Raw genomic sequence first — 22,798 nt, 5'->3', positions numbered from 1 at the left:
GTTGGTAGTAGACGTAGAGAAAATATAGGAATAGGTGTGGCGCAGATGGATAAAACAACAATTATAGGTTTAATACTTGGTTTTATAGCTATAGGGGTGGGAATGGTCTTAAAAGGTGTTGGATTAGGTGCATTAGTCAATCCTCCTGCTATATTAATCATTCTTCTGGGTACAGTTGCGGCCGTTGTCATAGCATTCCCAACGAGCGAAGTTAAACGTGTACCAAAGTTGTTTGGAGTTCTTTTCAAGGAAGAAAAACAGTTTGATCATACTGAGCTAATTCGAATGTTTTCTGAATGGGCTCAATTGGCAAGGAAAGAAGGCTTGCTTGCATTAGAATCAAAAACAAATGAGGTTGAAGATCCGTTTTTGAAAAATGGCCTTTCGTTAGCTGTTGATGGACAGAGTGCAGATTATATTCGCGACGTACTGAGCGAAGAAATCGAAGCAATGGAGGAAAGACATCAGGCTGGATCACTAATTTTTTCACAAGCTGGAACTTATGCACCAACTTTAGGTGTTCTTGGTGCAGTAATTGGGTTAATTGCTGCTCTGGCAGATATGAGCAATCAGGATTCTTTAGGTGCTGCGATTAGTGCTGCCTTTGTTGCCACACTGCTAGGAATTTTTACTGGTTATGTATTATGGCATCCGTTTGCTAATAAATTAAAGAGAAAATCAAGTCAAGAAGCGAAACAAAAATACATGATGATTGAAGGTATTTTATCAATTCTTGAAGGAGAAGCACCACGAGTGATCGAGCAAAAGCTTGCTTCTTATCTCCCGGCAGGTGAAAGAAAGGTGTTTCTTGAAGAAAGTAGTGTGAGAACAGATGCCTAAGAGAAGGAAAAGAAAAAAGCATCATGACGAACATATTGATGAATCTTGGCTGCTTCCTTACGCTGATTTATTAACATTATTGGTTGCTTTATTCATTGTTCTTTTTGCAATGAGTTCTGTTGATGCAGGGAAGTTCGAAAAGTTATCACAAGCCTTTAATGCGGCATTTTCGGGTGGCTTCGGGATACTAGATTTCCCAAGTTCAGCTCCTGATGGTGATGCAGAAAAAACAGATGGAAGTGAAACGAGAAATCCTGCTACAATTGATGCGGCTTCTGCTATTAAACGAATCGAAAATCATGAGCTACAAATGATCTTAGATCAAGAGGAATTAAAAGGGATACAAGAGAAGGTGGATTCTTACATAACTGAAAATGACCTTGATGATCAGCTTGAAACATTCCTTACAACCGAAGGGCTGTTAGTATCCATTCGAGATAGCGTATTATTCGCTTCAGGAAGTGCATCTGTTCGCTCAAGCGATCATCAATTGGCAAATGAAATTGCTGAATTGCTTGTGATGGATCCACCAAGAAACATCATCATTAGTGGTCATACAGACAATGTGCCGATCCGAAATGCCCAGTTTGAATCCAATTGGGAACTAAGTGTTATGCGTGCGGTTAACTTTATGAAGTTAGTAATACAGCACGATGGGCTTGAGCATGAATGGTTTAGTGCAAAAGGATTCGGTGAATTCCAACCTGTTGCTACGAACGATACCGAAGAAGGAAGAGAACAAAATAGGCGAGTAGAAATCTTAATCCTTCCTAAACAAGGGAATGAATTATAAATAGAAATCTAAGGTTTTACTTAAATATAAAAACTCTTTTAGAACATGTAGACAAAGTCGATTTTGACTTTGTCTGCATGTTTTTTAGATGAATTTTCCCCACAGCTTTTATAATAATTATTAATTGTTTTCCATCTCATCTGTTTGGGTTTTCTTCGGCTTACACATATGATCTACAACAAACCCAATAACGATCATTGAAACAATCGGAATGGCAAAATTAATAATACTAGCAATGATCAACATTTTCACCCCAAATATCGATGTAATCTTATACATAGTATATTTTAATATTCACAGTTTAGACAATATTTTTCCACATAAAGGATATGGAAGCTTGCTTCTATAATTGAAGCAAGCTCAGACTGTTGACAAACGCTCGCATACGTCGTTGTTTGTCTCACTCGTCCCCTCATGAACCGCGTGTTCTATTCGGGTCTTCATTCGACCGCACGCCTAGTCTGACAAGCGTTTTCAAGACATTCTGGGGGTTTCTCTTATTATCAAAAAGTACTACGGAAAAAATGTAGACAAAGTCGATTTCGACTTTGTCTACAATCTCGAAGCAAGCTTTCATATTAACTAGATTCAACTTGTCTTGTACCGTTCGAATGGCGACCATGTAAGAAATAGTAAAGAACAAAAGCTACGATGATTATCCCTGTTAATAAGAAAAACATCGAGCTGAATCCAGTATAGATCGCAATGATTCCTAACGCATATGAGCCAAACCCGATACCAGAATCGAAAAAAGTGAAATAGGTGGATGTAGCAAGTCCTCGTTTCTTGGGCCCCCCTTTTTGAATAGCAATTGTTTGTAGGGATGGAGACAATGTACCAAACCCTAATCCTATTAATCCAGCAGAGAGAAGAAATGTAAAGGTCGTTGTAGCTTGACTTAAGACAAGCATCCCGATGATGTATAGAGTAAGTGCTGGATAGATGACGGTATTTTCACCATAAAGGTCGAAGAAACGGCCTGTAAATGGGCGAGAAACAATCGTAAAGATGGCATACACAACAAAGAAATAGCTAGCCGCTGTTAGTAAGCCAAGCTCACTTGCATAAACAGAAATGAAAGATAAAATGCCTGCATAGGTGAACGCCAATGTACCGCCTACAATTGCAACTGGGATGGAGTTTTTCTCGAAAAAACTAGCAATAGAAAAGTGTTGATTCTTTTGAACAGATGGATTTGATATTTCTGATACAGGAATGATGATTGATAAAATCATCGCAATAGTGGCAAATACTATAGACACAATAAATAGTGTGTAGAAATTGAAATGCTGCGCAATCATTAATCCTGTAAATGGGCCGATGACCATGGCGATGTTCATGAACAATGCATAGTAGCCAAGCCCTTCTCCTTTTCGTTCATTAGGGATAATTTCTGCAGCAATTGCCCCAGCAGCCGTTGTTGCCATCCCAAAGCTAATGCCGTGCAGAAATCGAAGAACTAAAAGTAAGTTTAGGGATGTTGTCCATAAATACAGAACAGTTGATAGAAAAAAAACAAGAACTGAGCCAATCAATACTCGCTTTCTTCCTAATACATCAAGCCATTTTCCTGTAAATGGGCGACATAATACAGCTGCTAATAGGAAGACACCCGTAATCAATCCGACCTGTGATTCAGTTCCATTTAAATCATTTAACACATAAAGCGGCAGAGCCGTTAACAATATATAAAATACGGTAAAAACAAAAAGACTCGTAAACGAAATCATTATAAAGTTTTTTGTCCAGACAGGTTGCTTCACATTTACTCCTTCTTTCTAGTTGCTCTTATTAATTAATTTTCTCTATATTTTTTAGCATTTTTTCAATGGTATTGAGAGTAATCTTTCGATCTGCTCCATTTATTCCTTCTAAAAGCTTGTTTTCTGTTTGCCTAACGGCATGAATCCAAGTAGGATATTGTTCAATTGCTTTTTGAGTAAGACTGATTTTTTTTTCGCGTTTATCTGAGCCAACTTCACGTTGAATCCAACCGGATTTCTCCATTCGAGAAAGTGTTCGGGTCATTGTAGGTGCTTCAACACCAAAATACGTAGAGATTTCTTTTTGAGTAGAGGAACCGAATTCTTGTAAATAATAGATTATGCTCCATTGTGCAGCGTATAGGCCGTGTGGTACAAGCTGTTCATTTAAGCTTTTGGCAAAATGGCGAGAGAATTGGTTTATTGAATGAAAAAAATGTGATTGTTCCATATAGTAAAAACTCCTTCGGAAAATAATTACCTAGCTAACTATAAATAAAAATTCATTATTTGTCCACAATTTAAATACAAATATGTCGATCTTAACACTTGTTTTATCTGTTAACAAAAGTTTATAATATAGACAAAAGTTTTATGAGGAGGTGTTTTTCATTGAATGAAAAAGAGTTGCTTATCTTAAAGCTAGTAAAAGAAGACCCCTTTGTAAGTCAAAATGAATTAGCTGATAAGACAGGCCTATCGCGTTCGGCAGTAGCAGGATACATTTCTACGTTAACGAAAGAAGGAAAGATCCTAGGAAGAGCTTATGTCTTACCAGAAAACCGCAAAGTGATTTGCATTGGAGGGTCAAATATTGACCGGAAAATGCAGGTTATCGAGGACATTCAGTATGGTACTTCGAATCCTGCAGCTACAACACAATCATGTGGAGGAGTTGCTCGAAATATAGCTGAGAATCTAGGTAGGTTGTCTGTAGATGTTTCTCTACTAACTGTCGTAGGAGATGATCATGAAGGAGAGTGGCTCTTCGAGAGTACAAGCCCTTATGTTGAAATTGCCCCTTCCCAATCTTTACCTGATTATTCTACAGGAACTTATACAGCTGTTCTCGATCAAGATGGCGAAATGGCACTTGCGCTTGCAGACATGTCAATTTATGACCAAGTAGACCTTGAATTTATCGATAAAAGATGGGGCTATATTAGCAATGCAGAAATGGTCGTTTTAGATACGAACTTTCCTGCAGACATTTTGAAGTTTCTAGTGGAGCGCTGTCATGAAGATAAAATCCCGCTTTGTATTACGCCGGTTTCCTCACCAAAGATTAAGAAGTTACCAAGTAATCTTCAAGGGGTAACATGGATGATTTGCAATCAAGATGAAGCAGAGGCATTGTCCCAAAGGAAGATTAATGATGAAGGTGATTTCTTTAAAGCAGCAGAAATGATTATGAATAAGGGTGTGGAGAGAGTCGTAATCTCTAGAGGCGATAAAGGCTTAATCTTTTATACGAATAAAGGTGAAGCTGGTGTGATTCTACCTCCAAAAACGAAGGTTATGGATGTAACAGGAGCTGGAGATTCACTTGTTGCGGGGATTATGTATGGACATCTTAAAGGGTTGAGCACAGAGAATGCATGTAAAATAGGCATTTCGTGTTCTACGATTACGTTAGAGTCACATGAAACGGTAAGTCCGAATTTGAATACGACAAAATTACAAAAGACATTCCAAACAAATTTTAACTAAGGAGACGATAATATGTTAGCATCTTATTTAGAGTATTCAGTAGAGGTAGAAGAAGCTATAAAAATGAACAAACCCGTTGTTGCACTTGAATCAACGATTATTTCACACGGGATGCCATATCCACAAAATGTTGAAACTGCAAAAGAAGTTGAAAACATTATTCGCAAAAATGGAGCTGTACCCGCAACAATTGCTATTTTAAATGGGAAAATTAAAATTGGTTTATCTGACGAAGAGTTAGAGTTCCTTGGAACAAATAAAGAAATCGTCAAAGCGAGCCGACGTGATCTCCCATACTTAATTTCTCAAAAAAAGCACGGTGCTACAACCGTTGCATCTACGATGATTTGTGCAGAGCTTGCAGGCATTGAAGTATTCGTAACAGGTGGAATTGGTGGCGTTCACCGAGGTGCAGAGACAACTATGGATATTTCTGCAGATCTTCAAGAATTAGCACAAACGAAAGTAGCTGTCATCTGTGCGGGAGCAAAATCGATCCTAGATCTTGGTTTAACATTAGAATACCTAGAAACAAATGGTGTACCAGTTGTAGGGTTTGGAACAGACGCACTGCCTGCATTCTTTACACGTACAAGCCCATTTGGCGTTGATTTTCGCATCGATGATGAAGAAAGCACAGCTGACTTAATCCGAACAAAATGGGAACTTGGCTTAAAGGGTGGCGTAGTGATCGCAAACCCAATTCCAGAAGAGCATGCAATGGAAGAAAGCTTCATCACAAACATCATTGAAACAGCTTTAAATGAGGCGAAGGAAAATAATATTTCCGGTAAGAAAGTAACACCATTCCTTCTTGGGAAAGTTAAAGAACTTACAGAAGGCAAAAGCCTTGAAGCTAATATTGAATTAGTGAAAAACAACGCTGAAGTTGGTTCGAAAATTGCAGTAAAGCTTCATAAATAAGATACGTATTAGTAGAGGCACTCAATATGAGTGCCTCTCAGTCGTTGTTTGGCATCTAAGTCCCCTCATGAACCGTCGTCTGTTCAATTCAGTCTTTATTCAACTGCACGCCTAGTCTGACAAGCGTTTTCAAGACAGTCTGATGGTTTATCTAATTTTAAAAATCACCTTGTCTACATTCTCAGAGGCACTCAATATGAGTGCCTCTTTTTTACGAGTTTAAAATTGTACAAAACACTTCATTCTTCAATTAGTGTATCAGGAGACGAACCAAATGGGGAAAACGATGATTAATAGTTTCTAGTAAAAATAACACTATTCATTATAACGAACGCATTAATCGCTATAAAATTCAAAAAATTAGAAAATAAGAGATAATCAAAGATATTTGAAGAAATCTGTTCGTTATAACGTAGAGATGATGAATTTACTAGTTTTGCTTTCCTAGAACATTCGCATATACTGAGAGTATTAATTCTTTATAAAGAACAATTTAGTTCTTTTCATAAACCTGAGCTTAATGGGAGGAATTATGATTCGTAAGAAAAGTACAAGAACACATTGTTCACATACTAGAGCAGTCATAGTCGCAACCAACTTACTTCTAGGCTGCTATTTAGCCTTTGGTATAGTCCCTGCTATGTTTGGAAACACAAACGCATCCTACAATGATGTAAAAATGGTTACAGGAACATTGAAAGCTACGGAATATTTTCATAGTGAATTTACATTGAATGTAGATGTTGACGCTCAATCGGTATCTGTAGAGGTAATGAACAAGGGACAAGCCATGGAACAGGGTGGCGTAGTTGAATTGAGTCAAGTTAGTGATGAGTATCAGCCATTAATGACAGCATTTGAACCGTTGAATCATGGAAACTCTTCTTGGATTCACTTCACTCTAGAGAATTCGGGTATTTATACAGTACTAGTTTATGAAGTTGGAAAAGAAGAGTTAGCAAAGGGAATACAAGTAACGGTTGAAATGGATCATTCTAATAAGGAAATTGAGCTACCTGAAGAAGAAGGTACTACAGAGGAAGACAAAGTAGAACAAGAAGAAACCTTTAGAGAAGATGATGATTCATCTGAAAACACGCAAGGTGAAGGCGTGGACGATTCTACTGAACGCGAGGCAGAATCTACTATAAATGAAGAAGGGAGAGACGAATGAAAAAAGCCTATAAGATGCTAAGTGGGATGATTACATTTGTTTTGTTTATCAATGTTGTTGTGCTTGCCTTCCTTGTCATTTCAACAAAAGCTTCTGGTGGTGAGCCTCAGTTATTTGGCTATCAATTGAAAACCGTTTTATCTGGATCAATGGAGCCAACATTTAAAACTGGTTCAATTATTGGGGTATTACCGGTAGAGAGTGTCTCTGTCATTGAAGTCAATGACATTATTTCTTTCCTTCTACCTGATGGATCATTGGCAACACATAGAGTTATTGATACAGCTGGAAGTGGAGAGAGTAAGATGTTCTATACAAAAGGGGATAACAACGAGCATCCTGATCAGCAACCGGTCATTGCTGATAATGTTGTAGCGAAATTCACAGGATTCACATTGCCATTAGCAGGTTATTTCATTGACTTTGCTAAATCAAGTAAAGGTACATCTTTGCTACTTATCACCCCTGGTGTTTTATTAATGATTTATTCAACAATTACAATTTATCAAGCAATCCAGCAAATTGATCGTAAAATAAAGCAGCCAGAATCAACACTGGTACAAGAATCACAGGAGAACCATTAAACACTTTAGCACAAAGGAATCAATAGATAAAGGGTTGAAGAGGAGGAGCAATAAGTGAGCATTAAGAAGAAACTTGGCTTGGGGATTTCCTCAGGAATACTCGGCATCTCATTATTAGGTGGAGGAACATGGGCAGCCTTTAATGATGTTCAAATTGAACAAGGTACATACCAGTCCGGAGTCTTAAAGTTGGAAACAGGACATGCAGCAGGGGTGCCATTAAATCTATCTAATTTAAAACCTGGTGAATCATTTAGCCATACGATTTCATTGGAGAACATCGGCTCATTAGCTATCGAGAATGTGCGATTCGATTTAGTCGGTGAGGATAATAGAGACGGAGAGTTTTTAAAACAATTTAAAGTGACAATAAAGGATAGTCAAGGAAGCACACTCTATGGTGAGGATGGGTCAACGATTAGTGACTTAATTGCATTGACTGCCGATAAGACTAGGAGAATTGATGTCATTCCTGAAAGTGGATTAAATGGTTCTAGAAGCCATGCTGGTGGGGATTCCATTACCGTTACTTTCAATTTCGAATTCATTAATAACAATACTGAGTATAAAGATGATGGAAGGACATTTGCTCAGAATGTATTTCAAAATGCATCAGCATGGCTAACCTTGTACTTCGAGGCGACTCAATATGAAAGTGGAGAAGTTATTAATACGGATGAAGACGGCCATATCTCAGATAATGAAGCGTCTCGCCATAAAGGTCCAGGTGGTAGTGAAGAACCAGAGCAACAAGTGGATCCAGAACCTGATTTAGAAGTAAGCAACTTCACATTAGTGGGGAAAGTTAATCGAAGTTACGATATTAGTAAGCTAGCTTGGATCATTACAGCAGAAGGTGAATTTGAATTTAATGACAGAACAACAAAAACAGTAAAAGGGTCAAAAGAAGTGAAGCAATTTTTAGCACCAAAAAGCGCAAACATTACTTTTACTGTTCAGAAAGATGGAAAGTCCTTTAGTGAAACTCGTACGGTACAGGTCAATTAATCTACATGTACCAAAAGTTCAAGGTATGGATGAAAATGGAATAAAGAGGTGCCAATATGTACCAAAAACATTGCGTTCGCTGTTTGCGACCATCTTTCAGTAGCAGTGAGGTCGGGGAGTGGCTATGTCCGATCTGTGGAAATGATTTAACGAATTATCCGCTTTTTGATGCAATGACATTAGAACGAATTCAAACGAAATTTAAATTAAGAACAGTAGAAAAAAGCAAGGAAGAAGTTTGTCATAACATGTATAAAAAAGGCGATTGGTTTACGTAAATTTGTCCAAATTTTGACAGACTTTATAAATTTTTTTTAGTAGGATAGGGTTATTACAATTAAAGAACAGAGGACATATTTTGAATTGATTTATGATGGGGGAAGGGATTAAATGGGGAAGGTTGTTGAATTAGACAAAGAATGGATTCAGCTAATTAAAGAAGCTAAAGAACTAGGACTGAACTATGAAGAGGTACGTGCGTTTTTGATAGAGAAAGAGCACAAAGAACTCGTATAAGAAGACGGTGTATTTCTTAAAAGTTCACTTTTGAGAAATACTTTTATTTTTTTAGGAAAAATAAGCAGCGCCTGTCCCTTTACAAGCGCTTAATGATGCTTTCATTTTCCACCTTGGTCGATCTTCCAGCGATTGAATTCGAGATATTCTCGAAATTGATCTTTTGATACACCTGACTCCATGGCTTCTTGAACGATTTTAAGCCATTCTGAATCGAGGTCTTCTTTATTCGGCTGTTCAAGAATCAGTTGATCTACTGGCACATTTAGAACATTAGCAATCTTTTCAATAAATTGAATCGATGGGTTTGTCTGTAAATTGCGTTCAAGAGAGCTTAAATAGGATTTTGCAACCCCTGCTAACTCCGCAAGCTCAGACAAAGACATTTTTTTTTCTTTTCGCAGTTCTTTTACGCGACTCCCGATCATTTAAGCTCACACACCTTAAAAAATTGTTGTTATCATCATTTTACTTGAAAGAGTATGAAAAGTTCCATATGTAGAACGGAAATGTTCATTAAATTTAATCATATTCTATCATATTTGTTCCAATCGACAAATACGATAATATTCACAATTTATTTAATACAAAACGAAAGGTTTTTTCTAATATCAATGACATTTAGTAAAGATATCCTGGGATTATTTCCGTCTATTTGTAGTAACTATAATTCCCAAAATTATTGATTACAAACGAAAATAATAACATAATAGCAACCTCTCTTAATTGAAATTTTTACTGGAGACATCTGTTTTTTATGATCGAAAGAGAAGATGTGGACAGGTTTCATTTTCCAATGATGTGGGAATACACACACTACAGCTATTTCACTTTTATGTATCGGTTAGAATGAAACTCTTTATAGAAAAAACAGCCATCTACAATGGCTGTTTGTAAAATTATTTATTTTTGCGTAATGATCCAAGCTCTTCTGCAATAGCTTGCATTTCATTTGGGCTGAACGAGTTTTTTTTCATTACAAGGGAATAAATATCATGAAGTTCTTCATACATTTCTTCATCGAAATGAGAAGGCTTAATTGCACCTATGTTTAATACCTTCAGTTTTTCTTTGATTTTTTCAATCATATATTCTACGTTTTCAGTAGATTTTTCTGATAAATTCATCCTGACATCCTTTCAAAAAAAGCGATTGTATTTTCATCTTTCCATTGTTATGCGAAAATGTCAATATACAATCAGCTAACACTTGCATGTTTAGGGAAGAATAGCTGAAAATGGTACAGTAGAAAAAATCAATGTATGTATAAAGGAGTCGTGATGAATAATGGGAAAATCATTGTTTTGGAAAGGTGTTTTATATGGAGCAATTGCAGGTGGTGCCTTAAGTATGCTCGATAGATCTACAAGAGAAGCAACAACTGAATGTTGTAAAAAAGCTGCAAGTAAAGTTACGTATTATGTAAAGCACCCTAGTGAAGCAGTACATACTGTTCAAGAATATTCTCAGCGAGTAAAAATAGCCATCGACCAAGTAAGCGAAGATGTTGCTTTCATTCAAAATACAGTTGAGGATTTAAAGGATTCTACTCCACAAGTTGCCCATTTAGTACAAAATACGAAGAAAGCTTTTAATTTTGAGGATCAGGAGAAAAGCGGGGTGAATGAATGGGACGAGCCAGTCGTTCGTTCGTAATAAATTTATGGAAAAAAATCCAAGAAGATGATGTGTTTGCAATAGCAGCTCAATTAGCCTATTTTTTTCTTCTTTCTATTTTTCCATTATTGCTAGTGCTCGTAACGCTCATCCCTTATTTACCAATTACTCAAAATGATATTTGGGCTGTCATTGAGGATTATGCACCTGGTGAAACGATGAATTTAATTCAGACAACCTTAAATGAAATTTCGACAGGCAATACAACGCTCTTATCTTTTGGGATTCTTGCCACCTTATGGTCAGCATCCAACGGGATTAACGCCATTGTAAAATCTTTTAATAAAGCGTATGAAGTAGAAGAAACAAGATCATTTATCTTTATAAGAGGAACAGCTATTTTATTAACGATCGCAATGATCTTCCTGTTTGTATTAGCCTTGATCTTGCCAGTCTTTGGACAGCAAATTGGCTTGGTTTTATTTAATATATTTGGTTTATCTGATGAGTTTTTACAGCTTTGGAATATGGTGAGATGGCTGATTAGTCCAATGGTTATTTTCATCGTACTTTATGCATTATTCCGATTTGCACCTAGTAAGAAGTTAAGCTGGAAGGATGTAATCCCAGGAGCTTTATTTGCAGCAATTGGCTGGATTTTAGCTTCGTTAGCATTTTCCTACTATGTCAGCAACTTTGCTAATTACTCAGCAGCTTACGGTAGCATTGGAGCAATTATAATACTGATGCTTTGGTTCTACATGTCAGGTGTCATCATTATGATTGGTGGGGAACTAAATGCAGTTCTTAAGCTAAGGAAACAAGCAACCTAATTTTACCATGATAATAAACCTTTGAGCGTAGAACAATAAGTTCAAGGGGGATTGATGAATATGTCAAAGAAAGCTAAAAAAGATGGCGGTACTAAACAGAATAGCAAACATAAACCGAAACATAAAACATCCGGTTCTGCAAACGGACAGAACGGATATCATTAAATTAAGAAGACCTGTACAAAAAATGTACAGGTCTTCTTATTGGCATTTATCCATTCGCAAGTTGTTCTTGTTTTTTTCCAAACATCGTAATAACAAAGAATAAGGCGAACATCATAAATGCGATAATATGAAAGAAGCTAAGTTGAGGAAAGTATTGTATAAACATTCCACCTGCATATGGACCAATCAAACTTCCCATACTAAAGGCCACACCACATAGAAGATTACCAGTTGGAAGCAGTTGCCGAGGCATTAAGTCTGTCATATAACTGATACCTAATGAGAAGGTGGACCCGACAGCCATTCCTGCTATAAACAAGCACGTAATTAATCCAACTGTTGTTGACTCTAAAAGGCTAGCTACTCCGAAGGATAGAAAACCGACAAAGAGGATACCCATTAAAATATTCCTTCTACCGAAACGATCAGATAGAATCCCTAGTGGCAATTGAAACACAATCGCACCAATGGCAAATGAGGTCAACATGTATGAAATGTTTTGAACCTCAAGACCGATTCTTAGACCATAAACTGGGAAGCTTCCATTTAAAGAGGCCTCTAAGAACCCGTATCCAAGTGGTGGTAAAAAGGCGATCCACCCATATTTTGTAGCTTTGCCAAAGCGCATAAATGTTTGTCGTAAAGAATGAACCTCGATTCCCATCTCAGGGAAATCATTTTTCAATAAAAAGACAAATACCCATGCAATGAAGCAAAGAATCGATGAAACAATAAATGGCAGTGCTTCGTTAATATTAACAAGTGGTGTCATTAATGGTCCTACTGCAAACCCAATTCCGAAGAACAAGCCGTATAAGGAGATATTCCTTCCTCTACGGTGTTCTGGCGAAGTGGATGTAATCCATGTTTGCGTTGAAAAGTGCAAAGCATGATCACCAATCCCTATTGCTAAACGTAAAAAGAACCAAAACCAAAACGATTTCCATAATGGAAATAGCATAAGTGATACAATGACGAGCAATCCGCCAATAATTATGACGGGTTTGTATCCATACTTTCTTAAAGGGTATTCCATAAATGGTGAAATAAGAAGAATACCAATATATAATCCCATTGCGTTCAAGCCGTTAAGACTTGCAGAAATGCCTTCATTTTCAAAAATAACTGCGATTAGAGGCAAGAGCATTCCTTGACTAAATCCAGATATTGCTACAATGCTTACTAAAATCCAAAACCTCTTTTGTTCCTTTGCCATTGCTGTACCTCATATGTAGTAGAGTTCACTTCCTAAATGATGGTAAAGGAAAGTTTGTAGAATGGCAAGAGTAATTTCATAAATAAATAAAAGCGGCTCAATATTGAGCCACTATAAGTAATCATATGACTATTATGTGAATTAGGATTGCAAATCTACTCGCTTTTAGGCATTGATCACCAACTTTCGTTAGGATGAAAAACCTGACTACTCATGAATTCATTCATTTGCTTGCGAATGGATCGGCCCTCCTTTTTTAAAAGTAAATTTATTATAAAATATAATTATATAATTGTAAATATTCTGATAAAAATACTTCTTTACATTTTGATTACATAAAGAAGAAAAGGTATGTAAAAAATAATAGTATTGAATTATGGATGAGGTGGAAAGGAGCACACATCATGAAAAAAATTGTAGCATTAAGCTTCATCTTAAGTGTCCTTGCATTTAGTACAGTTATTCCATCGGCTTTTTCAGAAAAGAAGGAGTCTGATAAGAAAGTAGAAGAAAAGCAAGGGGTACAAATACCAAACTCGGTATTGAAAATTTCAAAAGAAAATACTTATCCAAACGCTGAACAAGATACACCTAAGCTTCAGCCAAGTGAGCAAACACAAAGCTTACTAGATAGTTCAAAAATCAAAATTGAGAACCCAGATCTTATTCGCATGTTAAATGAAACGACTATTAATAGTACACCTTTTGCAATTGGTTATCGAGCAATTGTGTATCTAGGTCAATGGCCATTAAATTATGAATCAACAGAAACTTCCCCGAATTGGGAGTACCAAAAGGTGAATACTAATTACTTTGATAACCGTGGTGGGACGGCTGCGCATCAAATGCACTATGTTCAAGAGATGCAAAAAGTTGTTAATGGTGGATTAACTGCAAAGATACCGAATGCGGAAGATGTGAAGCAAATGATGCTTGTAAAGGCGACAGAAAAATCAGGGCTTCCATTGGCATTTGAAACTGTCATAGGTGCTGGAACAAAAAAAGACCATATTTATCATATTCCGGCTAGAAGGCTTGGCTATTTGTATGGATACGCACCTGCCATTAATGAAAAAGGGAAAGTTACTTATGGAGAAGTTTATTTAATGCTAAAAGGCAGCAAGAAAATGATTGTAGTGAAAAACGTTACATCACAAGGAATTGGTGCTTGGATTCCGATTCAAGACCATATGTCATATGGTTTTATTGTTTCGGAAAGACCAAGATAAGAGGAGAAAGGGACTACCCATTAGCTGGATAGTCCCTTCTGTATTATTTGAATACAAAATTCGATGTTCGATCAGTGAAGTCTTCATCTTGGTAATAGCTATTCTTTACTAATACATTTGGACCTAAGCAACGAACTGCAGAACAATGGCAGTTTAACGATTTTGCTAACTTTGTGTCCATCCATTGGGTATAGATTGACGGCAGATCATCTCGTGTTACATTTCCTAATGGAGGGGTATCGCCAAAATCAGTGACGATGACATCGCCAGTGAATATATTTACGTTTAGTCGAGAGCGCCCATCAGGATCATTACGGACAGTAACATTTTTAGCTTCGTATAAACGTTTTAGAACATCTAAATCTTCTTTACTTGTACTACAAGCATAGAATGGCAATGTACCAAAAAGCATCCAAGTATCTTCATTACGTATATCCAAAAGATGATGAACAGCAGTGCGCATTTCTGATAAAGATAATGTTTCCATCGTAGAAGCAAAGTCTGAAGGGTACATAGGGTGCACTTCATGACGTTGACACTTCATTTCCGCTGTAATCTGCTTATGAATATTTGCAAGATGAGGAAGCGTACGTTTGTTCAGCATCGTTTCCGCTGATACCATTACACCAGCTTTTACAAGCTCACGACTATTCTCAATCATTCTGTAAAAAAGTGCTTGACGCTGTGGAATGGATGGTTTTCGTTCCATCATCGCAAATCCACCTTCGATGAAATCTTCTTCTGTACCCCAGTTATGTGAGATATGTAATACATCTAGATAAGGAATGATTGCATCATATTTTCCGCGATCAAGAGTTAAATTTGAATTGATTTGAGTGCGTACTCCACGCTCATGAGCGTATTTCAACAGTGGCACTACATAGTTTTCGACAGACTTCTTAGACAGCATCGGTTCTCCACCAGTAATCGATATTGTACGTAAGTGAGGGATTTCCTCTAATCGACTTAGTAGTAATTCGATTGGTAATCCGTCTGGATCCTTAGGCTGCAAAGTATAACCAACAGCGCAATGCTCACAACGCATATTACAGAGCACAGTCGTTGTAAATTCGACATTTGAGAGAAGCATCTTTCCATGCTCATCAACATCCATATAGGCTTCCCACGGATCATACAGTGGGGTAATCGGTTTAAGACTCATAAAAAAACTCCTTCATTAATACTGTAGTCATTATTCTCCTTTCAAGCCTATTTGTCAATGAGCATTCCTATGAAATGTTTATAAATTTTTTAGTAAAATTCCCCGTCCCTAATGGATAAATGATATAAGTTTTCTAAGATGGTAGCGCGTAGTTCAACTAAGTCTTCATATTGATAGAAGAAACTGAGTTTTTTGTATTTCATTTCATCATTTTCTTCAATAGATGAACTTTTTAGAAAGACAAAGTTCGTAAACGTATCTGCGATGTCTTCCATAGGGTTTGTTCCTTGATAAGAGCGGAAAAAGTAATCCTCATATGTAAAGAAGAATTCTTTGTAACCTGTCTCATCTTCCCAGTTGATTGTGTAGTAGTCAGATTCAAGCTCTTTCCAATATTGCTCATAATACGGAATGACGTAGCTATCTTTATGAAAGCATTGGTTATGAAACAAGTATGTAGGGCACACTTGTTCATTTTTGCTCCAGCCGGTTGTTTCATAATTCTCTATTTTTACATACTGATCACTTGTTAAAGTTAAATAGTGGGCAAACTCATGAATAATCGTATTTTTATGCATTTTAAAATAAACGGGACTAACATGAGAAACCAATAAGTAAAAATCGTCAGTCTCACCTTCCTCTCTTCCTATTCCAAAAACATACGTTTCATCAGTATCAGTCCAATAAATGCGGTTGATCATTGGACGTGCTTCTGCAGGGATTAGATTTGAGAAAACATACCAAAAGTCATACAATCTTCTTTCCCCTCGTTCGTAATGGGAAGTGATACCAGCTTCATATTCCATCCATGGGTCTTGATATTGTTCGTAATGTTCAGTTGGAACCATTTCTTCAATCTTGTCATCGTCGTTAAATGTAAAGCTAAAGATATTTTTCCAAGAATTTTGTGTGTCATAAAATGGATAGTAGAATTGCTCTTTTTCAGTACGAATGTCAAGCATTAAATAATAATCATGAAGCACTTGAAAACAATCCCCTCGTTCTACAGCCTCCTGAATTTCTTTGCATAATGCGCCTTCTTCTTCATACTGTGGAATTCGATTCAGTCGATCAGTGTCAGAAAGAACGGCATAATCATCTGGTAAAGTATTCGGAAGAGTGGCAATTGTTACTTCTTCAATTTTCTCATTTAGTAGGGATTCTTTGGAGTTTAATTCTTCGATATCTGGTCTTAAGAATAAAATAGCAGTAGCAATTACGATCATCGTTAGAATTGCCAGCAAGGTTATTTTAGATTTCATGATGATTAGCTCCTTTCTAAATTATTTGAATATTAGTATAATTTTATCCTGAAAGAAATGCATATGGAATAAAATTCTATATTTCTTTTTATATTAAAGGTTACATTAAAAGAAATGAACGTTGCATGAAGTCGTCATTTCATGTAGGATGGTATCGAAACTGAAAGGGGAGTCATCGATTGGGAAATCAGATTCAAGAAAAGGGCAAGCAAGTAGAATTTTTAAAACAACGATTAAATATGTTTATGGATGTTCTTGAAGCTATTGAGCCAGAGCATGCTGAACTTGAAGATATTGATCGTTTAATCGAGATGATTGACGATTTAGAATCAAAATGCCGAGAATTTAATCATCGTGAAGACTAAGAACCGTTTTGGTTTTTTTAGAATGTAGTCAAAGTCCCTTTTAGACTTTGTCTACACATTTTTATGGGAGTTTTTATATACCTCATATTTTCTTGAAAACGCTTGGCAGACTAGGCATGCATTTGAGTGGAATAAATGGTTTATGAGGAACAAGTGAGACAAAATACGACGTATGCATAGAGTCAACAGTATGTAAGAACCGTTCTGGTTCTTTTTTTAATGCCCTTTTCCAAGATTGTAGGGGTGACTAAAAATGTAGTTAGGCGTATAATAGTAGTCGATTATTATGTAAATTTTCATAAAATAGAACGAAGGTTTTGGGGAGCAATTGGAGAGGGGATTTGTTTAGAGATGAATATTGAAAAGTTTCAAGAAAGCATGTATGAATTGATTGTTGAAACGTCTACAAACTTACCAAAAGATGTGCGCCGTGCGATTAAGCTTGCAAAAGAAAATGAAAGCGCAGGCACGCGCTCTGCAATGAGCTTAGCTACTATAACGAATAATATTAAAATGGCGGATGATAATGTTTCACCTATCTGTCAGGATACAGGACTTCCTACATTTAAAATTAAAACACCAATTGGTGCAAATCAATTAGTAATGAAGGAAGCAATTAAAAACGCGATTGCACTGGCAACGAAAAATGGCAAGCTTCGTCCAAACTCGGTTGATTCATTGACTGGAGATAATAGTGGGGATAATTTAGGCGGAGGTACGCCTGTTATTAAGTTTGAGCAATGGGAAAAAGATCACATTGATGCTCGCTTGATTTTAAAAGGTGGCGGCTGTGAAAACAAAAACATTCAGTACAGCTTGCCATGCGAATTAGATGGACTAGGCCGTGCTGGTCGTGACCTTGATGGTATTCGCAAATGTATCATGCACTCAGTTTATCAAGCGCAAGGACAAGGATGTAGTGCAGGATTTATTGGTGTAGGAATCGGTGGAGACCGCTCTGCTGGCTATGATTTAGCAAAGGAGCAGCTGTTCCGTTCCGTAGACGATGTAAATGAAAACGAGGATTTACGTAAATTAGAAGAGTATGTTATGGGAAATGCAAATGAACTTGGTATCGGTACAATGGGCTTCGGTGGAGAAACAACGTTACTTGGATGCAAAGTAGGCGTGATGAACCGTATCCCAGCAAGCTTCTTTGTTTCTGTTGCATACAACTGCTGGGCTTTTCGGCGATTAGGTGTGGCGATTGATTCTGAAACTGGTGCAATCAATGAATGGATGTATCAAGAAGGGGAAAAAATCAATTTTGCTCAAGATGAAGCGGCTGCTACGGAAGAAGAAGGTAGCGTAAACATTGTAAAGCTTCAAGCACCTATTTCTGAAGAGAAAATTCGTTCACTAAAAGTAGGCGACGTCGTTCAAATCGACGGGATGATGTACACAGGGCGTGATGCCATTCACCATTATTTGATGGAGAACGATTCACCAGTTGATTTAAATGGACAAGTCATTTATCATTGCGGACCAGTAATGTTAAAGGATGAAGAAGGCAAATGGCATGTAAAAGCAGCAGGACCAACAACAAGTATTCGTGAGGAGCCTTACCAAGGAGATATCATGAAGAAGTTTGGTATTCGAGCTGTTATTGGAAAAGGCGGAATGGGCCCGAAAACGTTAGCTGCTTTAGAAGAGCATGGTGGTGTATACTTAAACGCAATTGGTGGAGCGGCTCAGTATTATGCAGATTGTATTAAGTCAGTTGAAGGTGTTGACCTCATGAATTTCGGTATTCCAGAAGCGATGTGGCATCTAAAGGTTGAAGGCTTCACAGCTGTTGTAACAATGGATTCACATGGAAACAGCCTGCACAAAGATGTAGACAAGTCCTCTTTAGAAAAACTTGCTCTTTTTAAAGAACGTGTCTTTTGATGAAAACCTGGCCAAAGTGCCAGGTTTTTCTTTTGTATGAGTTGTTGAAAAAGTAGGAAAAGTTGTTGATAACGCATCATAATTGTTGAAAAAGTAGGAAAGTTGTTGATAACGCATCATAGTTGTTGAAAAAGTAGGGAAAGTTGTAGATAACGCATCATCGTTGTTGAAAAAGTAGGAAAGTTGTTGATAACGCATCATAGTTGTTGAAAAAGTAGGAAAGTTTGTTGATATCTCATTATAGTTGTTAAAAAAGTAAGAAAAGTTGTTGATATCGCTAGAGTTGTTGAAAAAAAGCAAGCCCTTTTTCAAAATAATGATTAACTCGTGACTTTGCTAGATATATTCGAAATTCTGCTAGATAAAACGGCGTTCTTGCTAGATAAATCCGAATTCTCGCTAGATAAACCAAGATTCTTGCTAGATAAAACCCATTTTCATCAACAATGCCCCTTCAATCATGTCGCAAATTTTTCCTCGAATGTTTTTATTATGTGCACAAACACTAAAAGAAAAACAAAAGGAGAATAGCGATGAAAAAGCTGTTGTGTATCGTGACAATTTTTCTTACGTTCACATCTGTTCAAGATGTTTCTGCTGAACATGCCAATTCACCGCTTCATTGGGGCTTTATGAAGGGGAAAAATGAAGAGCAAGCACAGGCAGGCAAATCTTTGGACGATTTATTAATAAAGCATGGTGCTTATTATAAAGGAAACGCTGTCGTAAAGGACATCTATCTAACTTTTGATAATGGGTATGAGAATGGCTATACAGCAAAGGTTCTTGATGTATTAAAGAAAGAAAAAGTACCCGGTGCTTTTTTTGTGACTGGTCATTATTTAAACACTGCACCAGATTTAGTAAAACGTATGGTAAAAGAAGGTCATATTGTTGGCAATCATTCATGGCATCACCCTGACATGACACAGATAAGTAATCAACGCTTTAAGGAAGAGTTAGAAAAAGTGAAGGTTGAAACAGAAAAATTAACTGGCGTTCAAACGATGAGCTATTTGCGCCCGCCACGGGGAATATTTAGTGAAAGAACTTTAGCACTTGCAAATGAACAAGGTTATACTCATGTTTTCTGGTCTCTAGCTTATAAAGATTGGAATACCGATCAGCAAAAAGGTTGGAAGTATGCATATGACAACATCATGAAACAAATCCATCCAGGATGTATCTTACTTATTCACACTGTTTCTAAAGACAATGCTGATGCACTCGAAAAAACGATTAAGGATTTAAAGGCTAGAGGCTATACGTTTAAAAGCTTAGATGATTTTATGTGGGATCAAACAATCGACAATCGTATGTTATACTAGAGAAGGGTCCGAAGTATTTCGGACTTTTTCTTTTTACTGTTATGCTATAATCGTGAAAAGCATGTAAAGGATGGGGAAGAATGTGGGCATGATACATATAAAGCCACCTTATAACTTTGACCTCGTGTTAAATCGATTAAGAAACGATCCTCTCAATGTCGTACATATTGAGGAGCGTTGGGTTAAGGTACCACTGACAATAAATGGAGGGCGCTATGTTGCAAAAGTGAAAGCACTAGGGACAACAATGAAGCCCGTGTTTGAAGTGACAGGTGTGGATTCAGAAGGAATCGACATCATCACACATCTATTTCAATGGAATGTTCCACTTGATCCTATAACTGATCATTTTCAACAGTCAAAGCTCTCGGGTATTTTCAAAGATCATTACGGAACTCCTCTTATTCTTGAATTTGATCGCTTTGCGTGCATCATGAAAACAATTATTCACCAGCAATTAAATGTGGCGTTTGCACATACTTTGACAAAGCGATTTGTCGAGAAGTATGGGACAAAGGTAGAGGATGTTTACTTTTATCCAGACGCAGTAACAGTATCCGGATTGACAGTTGAAGAACTACGAGAATTGCAATTTAGTGGTCGAAAGGCTGAATATGTAATCGGTGTTGCAAAAGCAGTAGTAGCTGGAAAGGTGGACTTTTCTACAATCGATCAACTGACCAACGACGAAATTTATGACAGATTGATTTCATTAAAAGGTGTAGGCCCTTGGACTGTCCAAAACTTCCTTTTATTTGGATTAGGTCGACAAGATTTATTCCCAACTGCTGACATTGGTATTCAAAAGGCGATTCAAAAGATATATGGATTAGAAAAGAAACCAACTATAGATGAAATGATGGAATATGCTAAGGGCTGGAGTCCTTACTTAAGCTATGCAACTCTCTATTTGTGGAGGAGCATTGAATAAATTTGGAGTGAAGGTAAATGAGTCAAGAAGTAAAAATTAAATTAAAACAGACTTTTCCATTAACTATTAAACGACTCGGAATCAATGGAGAAGGAGTAGGTTACTTTAAAAGACAAGTGGTCTTTGTACCAGGTGCGTTGCCTGGGGAAGAAGTTGTTGTGGAAGCGACGAATGTACAACCGAAGTTTTCTGAAGCGAGAATTAAAAAAATTAGAAAGAGTTCAGAACATCGTGTGAAGCCACCGTGTCCATTATTCGGCGATTGTGGTGGATGTCAGCTACAACATCTAAGCTATTCTCAACAACTAGTAGAAAAACGTGATATCGTCATTCAATCGATGGAACGTCATACAAAGCTAAAACCAGATCAATTAAATATTAAAGAAACGATTGGAATGGAGGACCCTTGGGCTTATCGCAATAAAAGCCAATTTCAAGTTGGTCTTCGAGAGGGAAGGGTGATCGCAGGCCTTTACGGATTGAATTCTCATCGCTTAATCAATATTGATCATTGTATGGTACAGCATCCAGCAACGAATAAAGCTGTTCAAGAAATTAAATCAATCTTACAAGATTTGAAAGTTCCCATTTATAATGAGAAAACTCGTAAAGGTATTGTTCGTACAATCGTTGTTCGTATTGGAGTAGAAACGGGGGAACTGCAGGTTGTATTGATTACATCTAAAAAGGATCTTCCGAAAAAAGAATTGATTGTTGCAGAGATTAATAAGCGCTTGCCGCAAACAAAATCAATTATGCAAAATATCAATGGGCTAAAAACTTCGCTTATTTTTGGCGAGGATACAATCAATTTACATGGAGAACAGTTTATTCAAGAAATGTTAGGGGATTTAGAATTTGAACTTTCTGCTCGAACATTTTTTCAATTAAATCCAACTCAAACCGTAAAGCTTTATCATGAAGTAAAAAAAGCAGCGGCATTAACAGGTAAGGAAAAAATCGCAGATGCCTATTGTGGTGTAGGTACAATTGGCTTATGGTTAGCAGATGGAGCAGCAGAAGTGCGCGGTATGGACATCATTCCTGAATCAATCGCAGATGCAAAAAAGAACGCAAAACGCCATGGTGTGAAACATGCGAAATACGTAACAGGTAAAGCGGAGGAATGGTTGCCTAAATGGGTCAAAGAAGGCTGGCGACCAGATATCATTGTTGTCGATCCGCCAAGAACTGGCTTAGATCAAAAGCTGCTTGATGCGATACTAAAAGTAAAACCTAAAAAAGTCATTTACGTATCATGCAATCCATCTACACTTGCAAAAGACATCAGCGTTCTAAGTAAAAATTACAACGTAGAGATGATGCAACCAGTTGACATGTTCCCGCAAACGGCACATGTGGAAGTTGTAGTTAAGCTTATCTTAAAAAGTAATTAACCAATCGTTTTACAAATCATATTACTACAACTAGTGACATGGTAAGAGAAGCTTTTCTTTTTTTGGAAAGGCTTTTCTTTTTTTATAAGAA

Annotated in this window: 25 protein-coding genes; 17 read left to right on the top strand and 8 right to left on the bottom strand. The window is 37.1% G+C overall.

Annotated elements, in window-relative coordinates; all coding sequences use genetic code 11:
* Nucleotides 1-45: 45 nt before the first annotated feature.
* Both motA and motB read left to right on the top strand, forming a co-directional pair.
* A complete protein-coding gene (gene motA, locus AC6F34_RS11005) occupies nt 46-840 on the top strand; it encodes a flagellar motor stator protein MotA (protein WP_500772004.1) in 795 nt (264 codons plus the stop codon).
* Nucleotides 833-1,633, top strand: coding sequence for a flagellar motor protein MotB (gene motB, locus AC6F34_RS11000; RefSeq protein WP_500772002.1), 801 nt, complete (start codon nt 833-835; stop codon nt 1,631-1,633). Before motA ends, motB begins: the two co-directional genes overlap by 8 nt.
* A gap of 120 nt (nt 1,634-1,753) precedes the next feature.
* Here motB and AC6F34_RS10995 read toward each other — a convergent pair whose 3' ends face one another.
* The 3 genes from AC6F34_RS10995 to AC6F34_RS10985 form a co-directional block, all read right to left on the bottom strand.
* On the bottom strand, nt 1,754-1,876 hold the full coding sequence (locus AC6F34_RS10995) for a hypothetical protein (RefSeq protein ID WP_500772000.1): 123 nt from the start codon (nt 1,874-1,876) through the stop codon (nt 1,754-1,756).
* A 335-nt stretch (nt 1,877-2,211) separates the two neighbouring features.
* The gene (locus tag AC6F34_RS10990; protein WP_500772439.1) at nt 2,212-3,363 is read right to left on the bottom strand and encodes an MFS transporter; all 1,152 of its coding nucleotides are present in this window, start codon (nt 3,361-3,363) and stop codon (nt 2,212-2,214) included.
* A gap of 61 nt (nt 3,364-3,424) precedes the next feature.
* Complete coding sequence (locus tag AC6F34_RS10985) at nt 3,425-3,847, bottom strand: MarR family winged helix-turn-helix transcriptional regulator (protein WP_500771999.1); 423 nt, start codon at nt 3,845-3,847, stop codon at nt 3,425-3,427.
* A gap of 161 nt (nt 3,848-4,008) precedes the next feature.
* Between AC6F34_RS10985 and AC6F34_RS10980 the strand changes: the two genes are divergently transcribed.
* The 7 genes from AC6F34_RS10980 (at nt 4,009) to AC6F34_RS10950 (ending at nt 9,312) form a co-directional block, all read left to right on the top strand.
* Nucleotides 4,009-5,106 (top strand): carbohydrate kinase, encoded by a 1,098-nt coding sequence (locus tag AC6F34_RS10980; protein WP_500771997.1) that lies wholly within the window; start codon nt 4,009-4,011, stop codon nt 5,104-5,106.
* A 12-nt stretch (nt 5,107-5,118) separates the two neighbouring features.
* Nucleotides 5,119-6,030, top strand: coding sequence for a pseudouridine-5'-phosphate glycosidase (locus tag AC6F34_RS10975; RefSeq protein ID WP_500771995.1), 912 nt, complete (start codon nt 5,119-5,121; stop codon nt 6,028-6,030).
* Nucleotides 6,031-6,562: 532 nt separating this feature from the next.
* Nucleotides 6,563-7,204 (top strand): hypothetical protein, encoded by a 642-nt coding sequence (locus AC6F34_RS10970; RefSeq protein ID WP_500771993.1) that lies wholly within the window; start codon nt 6,563-6,565, stop codon nt 7,202-7,204.
* On the top strand, nt 7,201-7,788 hold the full coding sequence (gene sipW, locus AC6F34_RS10965) for a signal peptidase I SipW (RefSeq protein WP_500771991.1): 588 nt from the start codon (nt 7,201-7,203) through the stop codon (nt 7,786-7,788). Before AC6F34_RS10970 ends, sipW begins: the two co-directional genes overlap by 4 nt.
* 54 nt (nt 7,789-7,842) lie before the next feature.
* Nucleotides 7,843-8,796, top strand: coding sequence for a TasA family protein (locus tag AC6F34_RS10960; protein WP_500771989.1), 954 nt, complete (start codon nt 7,843-7,845; stop codon nt 8,794-8,796).
* Nucleotides 8,797-8,852: 56 nt separating this feature from the next.
* The gene (locus AC6F34_RS10955) at nt 8,853-9,074 is read left to right on the top strand and encodes a hypothetical protein (protein WP_500771987.1); all 222 of its coding nucleotides are present in this window, start codon (nt 8,853-8,855) and stop codon (nt 9,072-9,074) included.
* A 112-nt stretch (nt 9,075-9,186) separates the two neighbouring features.
* The gene (locus AC6F34_RS10950) at nt 9,187-9,312 is read left to right on the top strand and encodes an anti-repressor SinI family protein (RefSeq protein WP_500771985.1); all 126 of its coding nucleotides are present in this window, start codon (nt 9,187-9,189) and stop codon (nt 9,310-9,312) included.
* A 101-nt stretch (nt 9,313-9,413) separates the two neighbouring features.
* Here the strand turns inward: AC6F34_RS10950 and AC6F34_RS10945 are convergent, their stop codons facing one another.
* Nucleotides 9,414-9,740, bottom strand: coding sequence for a helix-turn-helix domain-containing protein (locus AC6F34_RS10945; protein ID WP_500771983.1), 327 nt, complete (start codon nt 9,738-9,740; stop codon nt 9,414-9,416).
* A 471-nt stretch (nt 9,741-10,211) separates the two neighbouring features.
* On the bottom strand, nt 10,212-10,439 hold the full coding sequence (locus AC6F34_RS10940; RefSeq protein WP_500771981.1) for a DUF1128 domain-containing protein: 228 nt from the start codon (nt 10,437-10,439) through the stop codon (nt 10,212-10,214).
* Between the two features lie 160 nt (nt 10,440-10,599).
* Here AC6F34_RS10940 and AC6F34_RS10935 point away from each other — a divergent pair, with 160 nt between their 5' ends.
* On the top strand, nt 10,600-10,968 hold the full coding sequence (locus AC6F34_RS10935; protein WP_500771979.1) for a YtxH domain-containing protein: 369 nt from the start codon (nt 10,600-10,602) through the stop codon (nt 10,966-10,968).
* A complete protein-coding gene (locus AC6F34_RS10930) occupies nt 10,941-11,762 on the top strand; it encodes a YihY/virulence factor BrkB family protein (RefSeq protein ID WP_500771977.1) in 822 nt (273 codons plus the stop codon). The genes AC6F34_RS10935 and AC6F34_RS10930 overlap by 28 nt, the downstream gene beginning before the upstream one ends.
* Before the next feature lie 211 nt (nt 11,763-11,973).
* Here AC6F34_RS10930 and AC6F34_RS10925 read toward each other — a convergent pair whose 3' ends face one another.
* Nucleotides 11,974-13,143: an MFS transporter gene (locus AC6F34_RS10925; RefSeq protein ID WP_500771975.1), complete on the bottom strand. Its 1,170-nt coding sequence runs from the start codon at nt 13,141-13,143 to the stop codon at nt 11,974-11,976.
* Between the two features lie 404 nt (nt 13,144-13,547).
* Here AC6F34_RS10925 and AC6F34_RS10920 point away from each other — a divergent pair, with 404 nt between their 5' ends.
* Nucleotides 13,548-14,372 (top strand): YfkD family protein, encoded by an 825-nt coding sequence (locus tag AC6F34_RS10920; RefSeq protein ID WP_500771973.1) that lies wholly within the window; start codon nt 13,548-13,550, stop codon nt 14,370-14,372.
* Nucleotides 14,373-14,415: 43 nt separating this feature from the next.
* On the opposite strand, the gene yfkAB is transcribed toward AC6F34_RS10920, so the two are convergent.
* Together yfkAB and AC6F34_RS10910 are read right to left on the bottom strand one after the other, a co-directional pair.
* On the bottom strand, nt 14,416-15,534 hold the full coding sequence (gene yfkAB / locus AC6F34_RS10915; protein WP_500771971.1) for a radical SAM/CxCxxxxC motif protein YfkAB: 1,119 nt from the start codon (nt 15,532-15,534) through the stop codon (nt 14,416-14,418).
* Between the two features lie 89 nt (nt 15,535-15,623).
* Nucleotides 15,624-16,796 (bottom strand): hypothetical protein, encoded by a 1,173-nt coding sequence (locus AC6F34_RS10910; protein ID WP_500771969.1) that lies wholly within the window; start codon nt 16,794-16,796, stop codon nt 15,624-15,626.
* Between the two features lie 179 nt (nt 16,797-16,975).
* On the opposite strand from AC6F34_RS10910, the gene AC6F34_RS10905 reads away from it, so the two are divergent.
* The 5 genes from AC6F34_RS10905 to rlmD all read left to right on the top strand — a co-directional run bounded on the left by AC6F34_RS10905 (nt 16,976) and on the right by rlmD (nt 22,707).
* Nucleotides 16,976-17,161 (top strand): SE1561 family protein, encoded by a 186-nt coding sequence (locus AC6F34_RS10905; protein WP_500771967.1) that lies wholly within the window; start codon nt 16,976-16,978, stop codon nt 17,159-17,161.
* Between the two features lie 351 nt (nt 17,162-17,512).
* Nucleotides 17,513-19,051 carry a fumarate hydratase gene (locus AC6F34_RS10900; protein ID WP_500771965.1) on the top strand — a complete coding sequence of 513 codons (1,539 nt, stop codon included), beginning with the start codon at nt 17,513-17,515 and terminating at the stop codon, nt 19,049-19,051.
* A 533-nt stretch (nt 19,052-19,584) separates the two neighbouring features.
* The gene (pdaA, locus tag AC6F34_RS10895) at nt 19,585-20,379 is read left to right on the top strand and encodes a delta-lactam-biosynthetic de-N-acetylase (protein ID WP_500771963.1); all 795 of its coding nucleotides are present in this window, start codon (nt 19,585-19,587) and stop codon (nt 20,377-20,379) included.
* 88 nt (nt 20,380-20,467) lie between these two features.
* Nucleotides 20,468-21,310, top strand: a complete 843-nt coding sequence (locus tag AC6F34_RS10890) for a DNA-3-methyladenine glycosylase family protein (protein WP_500772437.1) — start codon at nt 20,468-20,470, stop codon at nt 21,308-21,310.
* Nucleotides 21,311-21,327: 17 nt separating this feature from the next.
* Nucleotides 21,328-22,707, top strand: a complete 1,380-nt coding sequence (rlmD, locus tag AC6F34_RS10885) for a 23S rRNA (uracil(1939)-C(5))-methyltransferase RlmD (RefSeq protein ID WP_500771961.1) — start codon at nt 21,328-21,330, stop codon at nt 22,705-22,707.
* Nucleotides 22,708-22,798 lie beyond the last annotated feature (91 nt).

This window comes from Niallia sp. CD-39, from assembly GCF_059874745.1.
This window is presented reverse-complemented; position numbering and strand designations above follow the sequence as displayed.

Excerpts from the sequence above, each read along its gene's own strand:
- motA (WP_500772004.1), top strand. The coding sequence starts at position 46 with ATGGATAAAACAACAATTATAGGTTTAATACTTGGTTTTATAGCTATA.
- motB (WP_500772002.1), top strand. The coding sequence starts at position 833 with ATGCCTAAGAGAAGGAAAAGAAAAAAGCATCATGACGAACATATTGAT.
- AC6F34_RS10990 (WP_500772439.1), bottom strand. The coding sequence starts at position 3,363 with ATGATTTCGTTTACGAGTCTTTTTGTTTTTACCGTATTTTATATATTG.
- AC6F34_RS10985 (WP_500771999.1), bottom strand. The coding sequence starts at position 3,847 with ATGGAACAATCACATTTTTTTCATTCAATAAACCAATTCTCTCGCCAT.
- AC6F34_RS10975 (WP_500771995.1), top strand. The coding sequence starts at position 5,119 with ATGTTAGCATCTTATTTAGAGTATTCAGTAGAGGTAGAAGAAGCTATA.
- AC6F34_RS10970 (WP_500771993.1), top strand. The coding sequence starts at position 6,563 with ATGATTCGTAAGAAAAGTACAAGAACACATTGTTCACATACTAGAGCA.
- sipW (WP_500771991.1), top strand. The coding sequence starts at position 7,201 with ATGAAAAAAGCCTATAAGATGCTAAGTGGGATGATTACATTTGTTTTG.
- AC6F34_RS10955 (WP_500771987.1), top strand. The coding sequence starts at position 8,853 with ATGTACCAAAAACATTGCGTTCGCTGTTTGCGACCATCTTTCAGTAGC.
- AC6F34_RS10950 (WP_500771985.1), top strand. The coding sequence starts at position 9,187 with ATGGGGAAGGTTGTTGAATTAGACAAAGAATGGATTCAGCTAATTAAA.
- AC6F34_RS10945 (WP_500771983.1), bottom strand. The coding sequence starts at position 9,740 with ATGATCGGGAGTCGCGTAAAAGAACTGCGAAAAGAAAAAAAAATGTCT.
- AC6F34_RS10940 (WP_500771981.1), bottom strand. The coding sequence starts at position 10,439 with ATGAATTTATCAGAAAAATCTACTGAAAACGTAGAATATATGATTGAA.
- AC6F34_RS10935 (WP_500771979.1), top strand. The coding sequence starts at position 10,600 with ATGGGAAAATCATTGTTTTGGAAAGGTGTTTTATATGGAGCAATTGCA.
- AC6F34_RS10930 (WP_500771977.1), top strand. The coding sequence starts at position 10,941 with ATGGGACGAGCCAGTCGTTCGTTCGTAATAAATTTATGGAAAAAAATC.
- AC6F34_RS10925 (WP_500771975.1), bottom strand. The coding sequence starts at position 13,143 with ATGGCAAAGGAACAAAAGAGGTTTTGGATTTTAGTAAGCATTGTAGCA.
- AC6F34_RS10920 (WP_500771973.1), top strand. The coding sequence starts at position 13,548 with ATGAAAAAAATTGTAGCATTAAGCTTCATCTTAAGTGTCCTTGCATTT.
- yfkAB (WP_500771971.1), bottom strand. The coding sequence starts at position 15,534 with ATGAGTCTTAAACCGATTACCCCACTGTATGATCCGTGGGAAGCCTAT.
- AC6F34_RS10910 (WP_500771969.1), bottom strand. The coding sequence starts at position 16,796 with ATGAAATCTAAAATAACCTTGCTGGCAATTCTAACGATGATCGTAATT.
- AC6F34_RS10900 (WP_500771965.1), top strand. The coding sequence starts at position 17,513 with ATGAATATTGAAAAGTTTCAAGAAAGCATGTATGAATTGATTGTTGAA.
- pdaA (WP_500771963.1), top strand. The coding sequence starts at position 19,585 with ATGAAAAAGCTGTTGTGTATCGTGACAATTTTTCTTACGTTCACATCT.
- AC6F34_RS10890 (WP_500772437.1), top strand. The coding sequence starts at position 20,468 with ATGATACATATAAAGCCACCTTATAACTTTGACCTCGTGTTAAATCGA.
- rlmD (WP_500771961.1), top strand. The coding sequence starts at position 21,328 with ATGAGTCAAGAAGTAAAAATTAAATTAAAACAGACTTTTCCATTAACT.